This is a genomic window from Bartonella sp. AC62GZZY (assembly GCF_042196525.1).
GTDB lineage: Bacteria > Pseudomonadota > Alphaproteobacteria > Rhizobiales > Rhizobiaceae > Bartonella.
The window spans coordinates 173,618-187,822 of record NZ_JBHIQN010000003.1 but is presented as its reverse complement, the minus strand read 5'-3'; the positions used below and the strand labels follow the sequence as shown (position 1 = coordinate 187,822).

Genomic DNA, 14,205 nt, shown 5'->3' with positions numbered 1-14,205 from the left:
TTATGAAGAGAGTTTTTTAAAGCAATGAAGACAACTTTTTTGAAAGGTTAAAGGGTGAATATAAGACAGAACTTCAAACAGGTTGCGTGGTTACAACAAAGTGATATCCAAACACTTCTTCGTGTTTTGTCTGTGGAGGGGGAAGAGGCGCGTATTGTAGGGGGAGCAGTACGCAATCAACTGCTAGGGCAGCCTATTAGTGATATTGATATTGCCACAACCTGCTTGCCGCAACAGATTATCGCACGTGTAGAAGCAGCAGGATTTAAAGCTATTCCTACAGGGATTGCGTTTGGTACAATAACAGTAGTTGCTCATTCATGTTCTTATGAGGTTACAACGCTTCGCTGCGATATTGAAACGGATGGTCGTCATGCAAAAGTGGCATTTGGTCGTGATTGGAAAAAAGATGCTGAACGGCGAGATTTTACGATAAATGCGCTTTATTGTGATGCTGCTGGCAACCTTTATGATGATGTGGGAGGTTTGAGTGATATTGCTAGCCGAACAGTTCGTTTTATTGGGGTTGCAGAAGATCGTATTGGCGAAGATTATTTGCGTATTTTACGGTTTTTTCGCTTTTTTGCGTGGTATGGAGCAGGGCGACCTGATGTGCAAGGATTGAAGGCATGTGTTCGTTTAAAACACGGTTTAAAAAAACTTTCTTCTGAACGTATTTGGGCAGAAATGAAAAAGCTTCTTGCGGCGTTTGATCCAACGCGTGCTCTTTTATGGATGCGACAAAGCAGAATTTTGGCACTCATTTTCCCTGAAACAGAACGATGGGGTATTGATGCAATTCACGCATTGGTGAAGACAGAACAGGCTCTTGGTTGGAAAGTTGATCCATTGTTACGGCTAGAAAGCCTTCTTCCTCCTGATCCCATGCGTCTTCATGAAATGGCACAGCGCTTGCGTTTTTCTCTTAAGGAAACAACGCGATTAAAAGAATGGGCAGAGTTAGAAATAATCAGCCAAAACTGTTCTGATCATTTTGTGCAAAAACTGATTTATTTTCATGGACGACAGCCAGTTTTAGATCAATTATCGTTGTCTGTCGCTGCATCACATCTTGATCATCTGGAAAAAAGTGATGCTTTGCAAAAAGCAGAGGGTTATATTAAGCTTTATCAACTTGCCAAAAAATGGCAAATTCCAACTTTTCCTATTAATGGTAACGATTTAATAAAAAAAGGTTTTACGAAAGGTATACTTTTAGGAAAAAAGCTTAAAGAGCTAGAAATGATATGGATTGAAAGCGGATTTTTAATGGATCGTCATGCACTATTAGAAAAAATTGATTTATAATATTTCTGTTTATAAACCCACTGTTTTTTATATTTTTTAAGTCAACATATTAATTTATAATAATCACTATTCATGTGAAAGAAGAGTCCACAATATTGTAAGGTTATTTCAAACCTGTTCATATTACATCAATCAAAATTATTGCCTTACACGTCACAAGTGAGGAAAAATGATTACAGAGGGGGAAAATGTCTCTTATAAACCATCTCAAAGATAAGGATTCTCGAAAATGAGAACGAATAAAGAGAATAGTGATAGCGGTTTGCACCTTGTATGACCATAAAGAGGGGGATGTTCACTGGATTTTTACTATGAGGAGTATTTAATCATTCATAGGTGGTGATATGAGGTGATATGAAATGGATGTGATGGGCACTAATAAATGTTTATTTTACAAGCACTTAATTGTTTGAAAATGATAGGCATTATACGCTCTAACTGTTCTTTATATGTTGTATTATTGTTTTTCGTGATAATTTATATTTTTATAAAATACATTTTCTTTCATAATAACCAATTTGGCGCAATGCTTCTCCTGTTGTTATAGCCACGCTCATGGCGAGATTGAGAGAGCGTGCCTGTGGTTGCATGGGAATTTTCAGTGTGTAATCGGCCGTTTCATGAACATAATCGGGAACTCCAGCTGATTCCCGACCAAAAAGTAAAACATCATTTCTTTGATAGCATATCTGCGTATAGCATGTTTTTGCTTTTGTACTTAAAAGCAACAGGCGGCGGTTAAAGTGTTTCATGGAGCTTATAAAATGTTGCCAATCAATGTGTCGTTCTAAGGAAGCATATTCGAGATAATCCAATCCTGCGCGTTTGAGATTACGATCCGACAGATTGAAGCCTGCAGGTTCAATAATGTGCACATGTAAACCAAAGCAAGCGCTAAGACGTAAAATCGTTCCAGTATTACCAGCAATATCAGGTTGGAAAAGAGCTATATGAAGTGTCATGTTCTCTGTAATATGATTTTTCTTTCGACTTTGTAAAGAAATACCACAATTTATTCGAAAAATATGCTTTGAGAAATACATGTTTTTTACGGTTAATTTTTATTCCCTTTAAATTTCAGGGAAAAAGTTATGTATACAGATCTGTTTGGGATAAGAGAGAAGCTCCCTATTCGGGACTTCATTTTATTGAGCGATCCATGAATGGATTGGCTCATTATGTTGAAAAGTGGGATATTTAATGAGGTTAGATCATCCATTTTAATTAAAATCAACAAAATATGCTTTTTATGCAAAAACAGAAGCTTATGCAAAAACAGAAGCGAAAAAAATACTCATACAACCAGTTGGAATTGAGAGAGGGAGAGATGCTGTAAATGTGTTAAAGAAATAACCGATAAGCTCAACTTGTTTACTGAGATATGGTCATAATAAGACTATCTTTCTTTAAAAGTGTTTATTTACATGCTATCTCTGATTTTCACGGGCGGGGGAGTAATTTTGATTGATTAATATGAATAGGTTGGAAATGAAAAAACCTTACGGTGTTTCAGGATTTCATTCACTCTGTAAAATGATGAATTATCATTATAAAACAGTTTTTTGTATAAACCATACAAATGGCAGGAGTTTTTACGGGGATGTTTTTATGATTGAGGTAACTGAGTGATCAAGCATTGTACAATGGGAGAGGGTATGGTAGAAAGGATGTTTTAGCAAAGTGTCTCTTTAAGTTAAGGCCATGGGTGAGCAAACGAGGCGGGATTTTCTGTTTTTGGTAACAGCTGTTGCAGGAGCAGTTGGAATGGGAGCGGTTATGTGGCCTTTTATCCGTCAGTTGCGTCCAGATGAAGCTGTTTTGGCATCTTCCTCTGTTGAGGTTGATCTTTCTGGTATTGAAGAGGGGATGTCGATAACGGTAAAGTGGCGAGGACAGCCTGTTGTTATTCGAAATCGTACGGCAAAAGAAATTGCTGATGCGCGCGCTACTGAATTGAGACTTCTAAAAGATCGTCAAGCGCGCAATCCTAATCTTGAAGGTGAAAAGGAAGCAACAGATTTTGCGCGTTCAGCAGGTAAAGGACGTGAAAATTGGCTTATTGTTATTAATCTTTGTACGCATCTAGGCTGTGTAACACTTGGGCAATCGGGTAAATTTGGAGGGTGGTTGTGTCCCTGTCATGGGTCTGTTTATGATACAGCTGGAAGAGTGCGTTCGGGTCCAGCTAACTATAATTTGGCTATTCCTCCTTACCAATTTCTTTCTGATACTTTGCTCAAAATAGGATAAGGTTATGACAAGGTTTTCTCCTTATTGTCCTAAAAATGCACTTGCTCGTTGGTTTGATAAGCGTTTTCCTCTTCCTCGTTTTTTTTATAATGCATTTGTGATTTTTCCTGTTCCGCGTAATCTTAATTACTTTTACACATTTGGCGGTATTTTAACCATTATGCTTTTATCACAGCTATTGACAGGTATTGTCTTGGCTATGCATTATGTTCCGGATATTCATTTGGCTTTTGAAACTAGTGAACGATTTCGGCGTGAAGGGCAGTTTGGTTGGCTTTTTCGTCCATGGCATTGTGTAGGCTCTTCGTTTTTTTTTATTGCTGTTTATATCCATTTGGCACGTGGACTTTATTATGGTTCTTATAAAAATATGCGAGAAATGGTATGGGTTACAGGTATTTTTATTTATATCATCATGATGGCAATAGCGTTTTTTGGTTATGTGCTTGTTTGGGGGATGATGTCTATTTCAGCTGCTTCAGTGATTGCAGGGCTTTTCAAAACGATTCCTTTAGTGGGGTCTTGGTTGCATGAGACACTTCTTGGTGGTTATGTCGTAGGACAACCAACGTTGAATCGTTTTTATGTTTTCCATTATGTTTTATCATTTGTTTTGCTTCTTTTTGTGGGGCTTCATATTTGGGCAATTCATTGTGTTGGGCAAGGAAATCCAACGGGTCTTGCTATACAGTCAGATAAGGAAACGGTTCCATTTTCGCCTTATGCACTGATCAAAGATATTTTTGCTATTACTGTTTTTCTCATCTTCTTTGCCTGGTTTTTGTTTTATATGCCCGATTATATGGGGCAGGTTGAAAATTATAGTGTGGCAGATCCTTTAAAGGCACCTCTTCGTGTAGTTCCAGAATGGTATTTTTTGCCTTTTTATGCGATGCTTCGTGCTATAACTTTTGATATTGGTATTTTCTCTTCAAACTTTGTTGGCTTTGTTTTATTCGTCAGTTCGATTTGCATTTTAATTTTTGTGCCATGGTTGGACCGCTCTAAAATATGTTCAGCAAGATATCGACCTGTTTATAAAATTTTCTTTTGGGCGTTGGTTATTGATGTCGTTTTTCTTGGTTGGTTGGGGTCAAGAGAAATAAGTGACAAAATTCTTTTATGGACACAATTGGCTACGGTTTATTATTTTATATTTTTTTTGGTTATTTTGCCGATTTTGCCAGCGTTTGAAAAAAATTATTCTCTTCCTTCTTCAATTATGCAAGATTTAAAACAGAAAAAAAAGAGACTATGGTAAATGTTTTTGTCGGGCTGGTTGTTATTGTTGCTATGAGTTTTTCTGCTCAGAGTTTAGCGGGTGATGCCTCTGATCAGGAAGAGGGATTTATTTCTTTTCCTTTACAGGTTCCTAAAAAACAAGAATGGAGTTTTTCAGGTCCATTTGGGTTCTACGATAAGGCGCAATTGAGGCGCGGATTAAAGGTTTATAAACAAGTTTGTTCCAGCTGCCATGGGCTAAAATATGTGGCTTTTCGCAATTTAAAAGCTCTTGGGTATGATCAAGAACAGATTAAAGTTTTAGCGGGGCAGTATGAAGTGCGTGATGGTCCTAATCGAGAAGGAAAATTTTTTAAACGTGCTGGGGTTGCAACGGATTATTTTCCTTCTCCCTTTGCGTATGAAGAAGAAGCAAGACAGGTTTTGAATGGTGCTTATCCTCCAGATTTGTCATTGATGGCACGTGCACGTGGTGTATCTTTGCCTTTTCCTGCTTTAATTACGGATGTTTTGACTCATTATGATACGGCTGGTCCAGATTATATTACAGCTCTTTTAACAGGATATCAGGAAGCGCCGAAGAAAGTAAAAGTTGCTGATGGTTATTGGTATAATCCTTATTTTATTGCCAGTAATTTTTTAACTATGGCACCTCCTTTGAGTGATGGTGTAGTTGCTTATGAAGATGGAACCCCAGAAACCGTTGAACATTACGCTCGTGATGTTTCTGCTTTTTTGATGTGGTCTGCTGATCCTCATATGGAAATTCGTAAAAAAACCGGTTTTCGTGTTATTTTATTTTTAATCATTTTTGCAGGGCTTGTTTATATTTTAAAAGGTCGTATTTGGCGTAGTTTAGAAGAAGAGTTTGAGAAAGAAACAAAAGACGAAATAAAGAAAAAAGGATAAGGCGACTGGTTTTGAAAGAGTATAAAAAGCATAAGGAACAAATCTGTTTATAATGCATTGAGGTTTTATAAAGTAAAAGCAAAGTAAAAACGGAGATGTTAAAATGAAAAAAATTTCATGTACTACTCTTATGTCAATTTTGATGATTTCTAGTACTTATGCGCAGTCTTTTGAAGGACCTTCTAAACCTGAAATGATTTCTTCGACAGGTATTGTACAGGTAGGGATAAATAATTCTGTGCGTTATGTAACACCTTTAGCAACGGATTTTGTTGCTTCTAGCCTTATAGGTGCTAAGGTATATAATATAGAAGATGAAAATATTGGTGAAGTAAAAGATATTATTTTACGTGAAAATAATATTGCGGGATTTGTTGTTGCAGTTGGTGGTTTCCTTGGTATAGGGGAGAGTTATGTGGTCGTTTCTCCAGAAACAATCCAGATGACAAATGATTATGGTAAGTGGAAACTTATTACAAATGCGACAAAAGATTCTTTAAAGGACGCTCCAACATTTAAATACGAAGGGCGTTGGACGCGCTAATTTTATATTTCCATTCTTGAATGGATAAAACAGTTGCTGTCACAATAATGGTAGCACCTGTTTTTTGTTCAGGAGACCTTTAGGAACTTTTGCGGTAAGCTCTCATGAACTTAATACAAAATTTTCAAGATAAACTATTAAGATAGAGTGAAGATTTAAGTATTATGTTTAAATAACATGATATCGCCATCTTGCACAATGTATTCTTTTCCTTCATCGCGGGCTTTTCCTGCTTCTTTTGCACCGCTTTCTCCACCCAGAGCAATATAGTCATTGTAGCTGATGGTTTGTGCACGAATGAAGCCGCGCTCAAAATCTGAGTGAATAACGCCAGCTGCTTGGGGAGCTTTGGTACCACGCGCAATTGTCCATGCTCGCGTTTCCTTAGGCCCACAGGTGAAGTAAGTAATGAGATCAAGTAAATGATAACCAGCGCGAATAAGGCGATTTAAACTTGGTTCAAAGAGTCCTAGAGCATTGAGATATTCTGAGGCTTCAGCATCACTCAGTTGCGTGATTTCCGCTTCGATAGAAGCCGAAATGATAATACTTTGCGCATTTTGCTCTGTTGCCATTTTTTCAACTGTTTGGGTAAAACTATTGCCATGAGCGGCGTCATTTTCGCTTACGTTGCAAACATAAAGTACAGGTTTGGAGGTTAAAAGATTTAAACTTTTAAGAATGTTCTTTTCATCAGAAGAGATATCTTTGAGTAATAAGCGGACAGGGTTTCCCTGTTGCAGTATGTTTAATGCTTTTTCCATAATGGGTAGAATTGTAAGGGCTTCTTTATCTTTTCCAGTTGCTCGTTTACGGATTTGTACGATTCTTCTCTCAAGACTTTCAAGATCTGCAAGCATAAGTTCGGTTTCAACCGTTGTTGCATCACTAACAGGATCAATACGTCCTTCTACGTGGGTAATATCTTCGTTTTGAAAACAGCGTAAAACGTGGACAATGGCATCGACTTCACGAATATTGGCTAAAAATTTATTCCCTAAACCTTCGCCTTTTGAGGCTCCTCGTACCAACCCCGCAATATCCACGAAGTTAATGCGTGTAGGAATCGTTTCTTTTGAACCAGCAATTGATGCAATTTTTTCCATTCGTAAATCTGGAACAGCAACTTCACCGGTATTGGGTTCAATAGTACAAAAAGGATAATTGGCAGCCTGTGCAGTGGCTGTTTTTGTTAATGCATTAAAAAGAGTTGATTTCCCGACATTAGGTAATCCGACAATACCGCATTTAAAGCCCATGAGAGTCTTTCTTTTCTACTGATTTTATGGTTAAGATAAAGCTTCCTTTTTATAGCATATTTTCAGAAGAGTTATAGTCCTTGTCTTGCGATAAGTGAGAAAAAAGTCTAAAGTAGTAGGTATCTACTTTTTTACCTTAGTTCTTCTTATCTTAATGCTCTCCTTAGTTACAAGGATAAGAAAACTTCGAATTAATGTTAATAGTGTGCTAAGTTTTTCATGGTATGCAAATCTGCATAAATAATTAATCGGAGAAAATAGAAGAGTGTTATCTCGTTGTGCCTTTTTAATTGCAGCACTTTTGGCTTTGGCTGGATGTGCTACACGTCAGTCAGATATGTCATCGGTACCTTTTCAACAAGTTCGATACATTCCACCAGAAATACAGGCTTTGTATGGTCCTGTAACGAATGAGGCCTATTCGTTACCTGCTGTTGATCTTGCGACAATTGATCCAAAATATTGGCGACAAGAGGTGATTTATTATACATCTTATGCGCCTGGAACATTGGTTATAGATACGCAAGAGTGTTTTCTTTACCTTATTGGTGAAAATGGAAAAGCTTTGCGTTATGGGATTGGTGTCGGTAAAGAAGGCCTAGCATTTGAAGGTGAGGGGGTTATACAGCGCAAGCGTCGGTGGCCAAATTGGGCTCCTACTGCAGCTATGATGGCTCGAGAACCAGAACGTTATGGTCATCTTGGGAAAGGAATGCCACCAGGGCCCGATAATCCATTAGGTGCGCGGGCACTTTATTTGTTCAAAAATGGGAAAGATACACTTTTCCGTATTCATGGCTCACACGAATCGTGGTCAATTGGGCGTGCTATTTCAAGTGGGTGTATCCGTTTGCTTAATCAAGATATTATCGATCTTTATGATCGTGTTCCCGTTGGTTCGCGTGTTGTGGTATTGCAAAACAATAGGAGTATTCCTACAGTTTATAGTCAACAATCAAATGGTTACGATCCGCTACAATCGACCATTCAGCCAAATGATTTTTTTTAATTTAGGGGAGAAGATTGGAGAGAGCCGTTTGGGTATTTTGGTTTGCTGTTCAATCTTCTCTTCCTCCAAAAAAAGAGTATAGACCTCTTCTCTGTTTCAAAAGATATGTACAAATATCATTGTTCTATTTGCTAGCTTTCATATTTTCCCAACAGGTTTTGTCTTTGAGGAAATTTATAAGAGGCATTTTTCTTTCTTTTTTCAAAAGTTTTTATCCATATGTCCTCCAACTTGTGAGGTGTAAGCCAATGGTTTTTATGGTTTCATTATTAATAGATTTAAAATAAATCTTGTGATATTTGGCATTTCTATTCAAGAATATAAAACAATTAATTCTTATAAATCAATAAGTTATATGTATAGATTTTATAGAGAAAAGTTGTTTTTTTATTGATGAGAGAAATAAGCTGTTAGGGTCAGTTCTTATTTTTTATTGTTTGTGAAACTTCATTCATAAAGAGGGATTTGTCATCTTTTATAAGGAGAGCGATATTTTTTGCGATTGCCTCTAAGAGAGGGGGAAGCCATTCTTGATCAGATTTGGTAAAATTTCCTAGGACATGCTGATGAACAAGTTCTTTGCTTCCAGGATGACCAATTCCTATGCGTATACGGCAATAATTAGTACCACAATGGGTATCAATAGATTTAATACCATTATGTCCATTATTTCCTCCACCAATTTTTACACGGACTCTTCCCGGAGGCAGGTCTAACTCATCATAAATGATGATCAAATTCTTCAAATCTAATTTATAAAATCGCAAAGCTTCACCGATAGCTTGACCCGAGCAATTCATAAAAGTTTGCGGTTTTATAAGAAAAATTTTCTCATTATCTATGAAACCATTGGAGATTTCTGCTTGAAACTTTTTCGACCATGGAGAAAAAGAGAAGGACTGATAAATGGCATCAACAGCCATAAAACCGATATTATGGCGGTTATTTTGATATTGTAAACCAGGATTGCCAAGACCAGCAATAAGCCACATGTGTATTTTCAGTCAAAGTATGAGTAAGGGTAATGTCTCATAAATTAAGGCGGAAAAAATTTCCGCCTTTTGAGTTTTATGAAGTTTCCGTGTCTTCTTCATCATTTTCTTGTTCAGAGGTTTCATCGCTGACATCCATGCCAGCAGGAGCTGCAATGGTTGCAATGGTAAAGTCTCGATCTTGGATGATGGGAGTCACATCTTTTGGCAGTTGCACTGCTGAAATGTGAATAGAATCACCAATAGAGTAGCTGGAGAGATCAATTTCAATAGCTTCAGGAATAGCACTTGCTGGAGCTGTACATTCAATTTCGTGCCGAACAATATTGAGGACACCACCCTTTTTAAGTCCAGGGGCCGTATCTTCATTGAGGAAGTGGACAGGAATATTCACTTCTACAACGGATTTTGCTGAAATGCGTAAGAAATCTACATGGAGGGGAAAGTCACGCACGGGATCTAATTGATAATCTTTTGGCAAAACCATAATTTTTTGCTTGTCAAGAATAATCGTTGCAATGGTGGTACGAAAGCCACCAGCGTGAATTTTATAGAAAATTTCTTTATAGGGAACTGTTATTGCCAAAGGAGGTTGTTTTTCACCATAAATGACAGCAGGAATAAGACCGTTGCGGCGAAGTTCACGGGAGGACCCCTTACCAACCCGCTCGCGTTTTTCGGCCTTAAGAGTGTAGCTTTTGCTCATAATTTAAGTCCTTTTTACATGATTGGAGATCCTTCAAAAACAATAACAGTTTTTGCATGGATATGAAGATATGCGCTGATAAGCAGCGATTGCTCCATTCTGCGTTGCCTCCAAGGGTGTCTACGCAGAAGTCTGTTCTATAATTCAAACTATTCATAGATGCAAGAGTTGTGGGAAAAATCGATGATTTCTATCGTTAAAAAAGAGGAAATGTTACACATTATGGTACAGGATGGAGAATCAACCAATATGCGCTGATATGTTCAAAATCAAACACTGGAGATGTTATGAAGGTTGAGATTGCCTTGGGTGAGATATCAGAGAGTCGTGCTTTGCATAAATCGATGCCAGCACTTCTTGATTTGGAAGAGTTATTGGCAACACGTCTTCTTGTTCAAGGTAATTCTGGTTCAGGTAAATCACATCTTTTACGCCGTCTTCTAGAACAAAGTGCTCAGTGGGTACAGCATTGTGTGATTGATCCAGAAGGTGATTTTGTAACTTTGGCAGACAAATTTGGTCATGTTATTGTAGAGGCTCAACGGAGCGAACTAGAATTGACGCGTATTGCGCATCGCATTCGACAACATCGGGTTTCTGTAGTATTTAATCTTGAAGGTTTGGATACTGAACAACAGATGCGTGCTGTGGGTGCTTTCCTTGGGGCACTGTTTGATGTGGAACGTGATTATTGGTATCCTATGCTTGTCGTTGTTGATGAAGCACAATTGTTTGCTCCAACTGCTGCAGGAGAAGTTTCTGATGAAGCACGTAAAATTTCACTGAGTGCTATGACTAATCTTATGTGTCGGGGGCGCAAACGTGGTCTTGCTGGTGTTATTGCGACACAACGTTTGGCTAAGCTGGCCAAAAATGTTGCTGCTGAAGCTTCAAACTTTTTAATAGGGCGGACTTTTTTAGATATTGATATGGTGCGCGCTGCTGATCTTTTGGGAATGGAGCGTCGTCAAGCAGAAATGTTTAGAGATCTTGAGCGGGGAAATTTTATCGCTTTAGGTCCCGCTTTATCACGACGTCCCTTACCAATCATTATCGGTTCTGTTGAAACTTTGGCACGCTCTTCTAGTCCTAAATTAATGCCACTTCCAACAGAGCGGGATGATGTGCAAGAGCTCGTTTTTACTGCTTCACCAGAGGAAATTTTAACGCCATTTAAACAAACACGAGAGCCGATGAGGGAAAAATCAATGCACGAGATGTTAGAGGAGGTAGTACATAAAAAACAAGAGCTGTTGGAAGAAAACTTGAGTTTATTTCCTGAACTTTCTGATGTTGAGCGTGACGGCCAAGCAGAACATATTATTCGGGAAATTCTTGAGGATTCTGAGGCTTTTTATCGTTCAACAGCGGTGCTTTATCAAGATTTTTCAGTTCGTTGCCGTATCCATGGTATGTCAAAGGTTCCTTTTAATCTTTCACAATTTCGGCGTAAATTGGCTATTGCTCAGGCTTTTGTTGATGAACAAACGGCTGTCAGTGAACATTGGAAACATATTTTGCAGATATCAGAAAGTTTGGAAGAAGATGTTCAAGGAGTCTTCTTGAACGTGGCTCAAGCCGCATTGGGCGGAAAGCCTTGTCCATCCGATGCATTTTTAGCACGTCTTTATGGGACTCATTCTTTAAGCCGCGTCCGTCGGCTTTTAACCTACTTTGAAGAACGCGGTCTCATTGTTATTCATACGCATTTTAGTGGCCAACGCATTGTTGCATTTCCTGATCTTGGTGTTGAAACAGCACCAGGAGATCCCAAGGAACCACTTTAACCAAATAAGCTTGAAACGGATTGTTCTGCTGCTGTCCTTGCTATTGCTTCTCCCATAAGGTCGGCAATGGGCAAAACACGAATATTATGGGTTTTCTCAATAGCTTGTGTTGGCATGATTGAATCTGTAATAACCAATTCTTTCATCTCTGAATTGGCAATTCGCTCGATTGCATTACCAGAAAGAACACCGTGCGTGATATAAGCTGTGACACTATTGGCACCATGTTTAAGCAGAGCACTTGCTGCATTGCATAAAGTTCCACCTGAATCAACAATATCATCAAGCAAAAGGCAATCTTTTCCCGATACATCTCCAATGATATTCATAACTTCTGATTCACCGGGGCTTTCGCGACGTTTATCCACAATAGCGAGCAAACTGTTCAAGCGCTTGGCGAGTGCGCGCGCGCGCACCACACCACCCACATCAGGTGAAACAACGATAACATTTTCAAGAGAATAATGCACTTTGACATCGCGAGAAATGACAGGAACAGCATAGAGATTATCTGTAGGGATATCAAAAAAACCTTGAATTTGTCCTGCATGAAGGTCCAATGTTAAAACACGATGGGCCCCTGCTTCAGTAATGAGGTTGGCAACAAGTTTTGCAGAAATAGGAGTTCGTGGTCCTGGTTTTCTATCTTGGCGTGCATAGCCAAAATAGGGGATAACAGCTGTAATACGACGCGCAGAAGAACGACGAAGGGCATCAATCATGATGAGTAATTCCATCAAATGATCATTTGCGGGATAGGATGTAGATTGCAAAACAAAAACATCTTGTCCACGTACATTTTCATGCAGTTCTACGAAAATTTCTTGATCAGCAAAGCGCTTTACAGTTGCTTTGCCTAAGGGGATGTTCAAATAATTTGCAACATCTTCAGCTAGGCGTGGATTAGAATTTCCGCAGAAAAGTTTCATAGTAGAACCTCTGAATCATCATGGTAGGAATGCGACACGGTTTTTAATTTCTTTTTATTAAATTGCAAGAAAACAATTACAAAACCATTACAATTTTATTGATTATTATTAAAGAGCTATGCAGTATGTTTTCTCTTTTTCCAAAAGTTTGTTACTTTTAGAGCAAAGTTTTTTCTCCATGCGGCAAAGAAAAACATATTGATTAAGCTTTTTGGTTATTACTTTATAAAAATACTTTCAATATGGGGAATGTTTCATATTTAAGATGAATGAAAGGGAGTAATAAAAAGAAGTATTATCTTGCCTTCAATCATTATAACCAAACATTGAAAATGATCATAGCGAAGGCTATCATATTTTATGGGCTGGTAGATAATTTCGTGAAAAAAGCAAAGTATAATGGGATTTATTTTTATATTTGGGTAAAAAGTTTAGTTTTGCAGTTTTGGTATTGTTCTCAAGCATAAAAGGGGCTCATCTTTTATTTTTCAGCATAATAGCAGAAATTTGCCGTCCGTAATCGGGTTCGTTGCGGTGTATTGCACGGCGATAGGAGAAAAAACGCTGTTCATCTTGATAGGTACAAAGCTCTACACAAGAAGCATTAACACCTGCTTCTTTGAGTTGATTTATAATAAATGCCCATAGATTAAAATAAAAGCGATTTATTTTGTCTGTTTTTAAAAAATATTTTTGGTATTTGCTGTGGTAATCAATAAACTGGTCGTAAAATTCGTTTGTTACTTCATAGTGATAAGGGCCAATACAAGGTCCAAGGACTGCTGTTATTGATTGTCTTTTGGCTCCTTGTTTTTCCATAACAGCAATTGTTTTCTCGATAATTCCATTTAAGCTTCCACGCCAGCCAGCATGAGTTGCAGCGATGACTCCAGCTTGTGGATCAGCAAACAGAATGGGTCCGCAATCTGCTGTAAGAACTCCAATAACGAGTTCTGGGGTAGTCGTAACCAGAGCATCAGCTTGAGGAGGTGCACCGATAGTTGCTTGATGAGCTACGACAACGTTACAGGAGTGTATTTGATTAACTGTGACTAAATTTTGCGCTTCAATAGAAAAATAATTGGCGATCAAAAGACGATTCTGTACGATATGTTCAGGTTGATCATTTGAACCTTTCCCAACATTAAGACTATGATAAAGATTTTTTGAAAAACCACCTTGACGTGTAAAAAATCCATGTTTTATTCCATGGGTGTGTAAAGTAGAAAGATTTTTTGCAAGAATGGGATGAGGGATAGATTTCATAAAA

General features: G+C 38.1%; 13 protein-coding genes. 7 read left to right on the top strand and 6 right to left on the bottom strand.

The window, feature by feature from the left end:
* Positions 1-54 precede the first annotated feature (54 nt).
* Positions 55-1,308, top strand: coding sequence for a CCA tRNA nucleotidyltransferase (locus tag ACFIML_RS03630; protein WP_375614406.1), 1,254 nt, complete (start codon positions 55-57; stop codon positions 1,306-1,308).
* A gap of 485 nt (positions 1,309-1,793) precedes the next feature.
* Here the strand turns inward: ACFIML_RS03630 and ACFIML_RS03625 are convergent, their stop codons facing one another.
* Entirely contained in the window at positions 1,794-2,270 is a 477-nt protein-coding gene (locus ACFIML_RS03625; RefSeq protein ID WP_375606355.1) for a tRNA (cytidine(34)-2'-O)-methyltransferase, read from the bottom strand.
* A 739-nt stretch (positions 2,271-3,009) separates the two neighbouring features.
* On the opposite strand from ACFIML_RS03625, the gene petA reads away from it, so the two are divergent.
* The 4 genes from petA to ACFIML_RS03605 all read left to right on the top strand — a co-directional run bounded on the left by petA (position 3,010) and on the right by ACFIML_RS03605 (position 6,253).
* Entirely contained in the window at positions 3,010-3,558 is a 549-nt protein-coding gene (petA, locus tag ACFIML_RS03620; protein WP_375606354.1) for a ubiquinol-cytochrome c reductase iron-sulfur subunit, read from the top strand.
* A 4-nt stretch (positions 3,559-3,562) separates the two neighbouring features.
* Positions 3,563-4,819 carry a cytochrome bc complex cytochrome b subunit gene (locus tag ACFIML_RS03615; RefSeq protein ID WP_375606353.1) on the top strand — a complete coding sequence of 419 codons (1,257 nt, stop codon included), beginning with the start codon at positions 3,563-3,565 and terminating at the stop codon, positions 4,817-4,819.
* Positions 4,813-5,709 carry a cytochrome c1 gene (locus tag ACFIML_RS03610; protein ID WP_375606352.1) on the top strand — a complete coding sequence of 299 codons (897 nt, stop codon included), beginning with the start codon at positions 4,813-4,815 and terminating at the stop codon, positions 5,707-5,709. The genes ACFIML_RS03615 and ACFIML_RS03610 overlap by 7 nt, the downstream gene beginning before the upstream one ends.
* Before the next feature lie 103 nt (positions 5,710-5,812).
* On the top strand, positions 5,813-6,253 hold the full coding sequence (locus ACFIML_RS03605) for a PRC-barrel domain-containing protein (protein ID WP_375606351.1): 441 nt from the start codon (positions 5,813-5,815) through the stop codon (positions 6,251-6,253).
* A 155-nt stretch (positions 6,254-6,408) separates the two neighbouring features.
* Here the strand turns inward: ACFIML_RS03605 and ychF are convergent, their stop codons facing one another.
* Positions 6,409-7,512, bottom strand: coding sequence for a redox-regulated ATPase YchF (gene ychF / locus ACFIML_RS03600; RefSeq protein WP_375606350.1), 1,104 nt, complete (start codon positions 7,510-7,512; stop codon positions 6,409-6,411).
* Between the two features lie 265 nt (positions 7,513-7,777).
* Between ychF and ACFIML_RS03595 the strand changes: the two genes are divergently transcribed.
* Entirely contained in the window at positions 7,778-8,521 is a 744-nt protein-coding gene (locus ACFIML_RS03595) for a L,D-transpeptidase (protein ID WP_375606349.1), read from the top strand.
* Positions 8,522-8,937: 416 nt separating this feature from the next.
* Here the strand turns inward: ACFIML_RS03595 and pth are convergent, their stop codons facing one another.
* Both pth and ACFIML_RS03585 read right to left on the bottom strand, forming a co-directional pair.
* Positions 8,938-9,513: an aminoacyl-tRNA hydrolase gene (pth, locus tag ACFIML_RS03590; RefSeq protein WP_375606348.1), complete on the bottom strand. Its 576-nt coding sequence runs from the start codon at positions 9,511-9,513 to the stop codon at positions 8,938-8,940.
* 76 nt (positions 9,514-9,589) lie between these two features.
* The gene (locus tag ACFIML_RS03585) at positions 9,590-10,219 is read right to left on the bottom strand and encodes a 50S ribosomal protein L25/general stress protein Ctc (protein WP_375610123.1); all 630 of its coding nucleotides are present in this window, start codon (positions 10,217-10,219) and stop codon (positions 9,590-9,592) included.
* A 287-nt stretch (positions 10,220-10,506) separates the two neighbouring features.
* Between ACFIML_RS03585 and ACFIML_RS03580 the strand changes: the two genes are divergently transcribed.
* Positions 10,507-12,006, top strand: a complete 1,500-nt coding sequence (locus ACFIML_RS03580; protein ID WP_375606346.1) for a helicase HerA domain-containing protein — start codon at positions 10,507-10,509, stop codon at positions 12,004-12,006.
* Here ACFIML_RS03580 and ACFIML_RS03575 read toward each other — a convergent pair.
* On the bottom strand, positions 12,003-12,935 hold the full coding sequence (locus ACFIML_RS03575; protein ID WP_375606345.1) for a ribose-phosphate pyrophosphokinase: 933 nt from the start codon (positions 12,933-12,935) through the stop codon (positions 12,003-12,005). The two genes, ACFIML_RS03580 and ACFIML_RS03575, sit on opposite strands and share 4 nt — an antisense overlap.
* A 474-nt stretch (positions 12,936-13,409) precedes the next feature.
* Positions 13,410-14,201, bottom strand: a complete 792-nt coding sequence (gene pgeF, locus ACFIML_RS03570; protein ID WP_375606344.1) for a peptidoglycan editing factor PgeF — start codon at positions 14,199-14,201, stop codon at positions 13,410-13,412.
* Positions 14,202-14,205 lie beyond the last annotated feature (4 nt).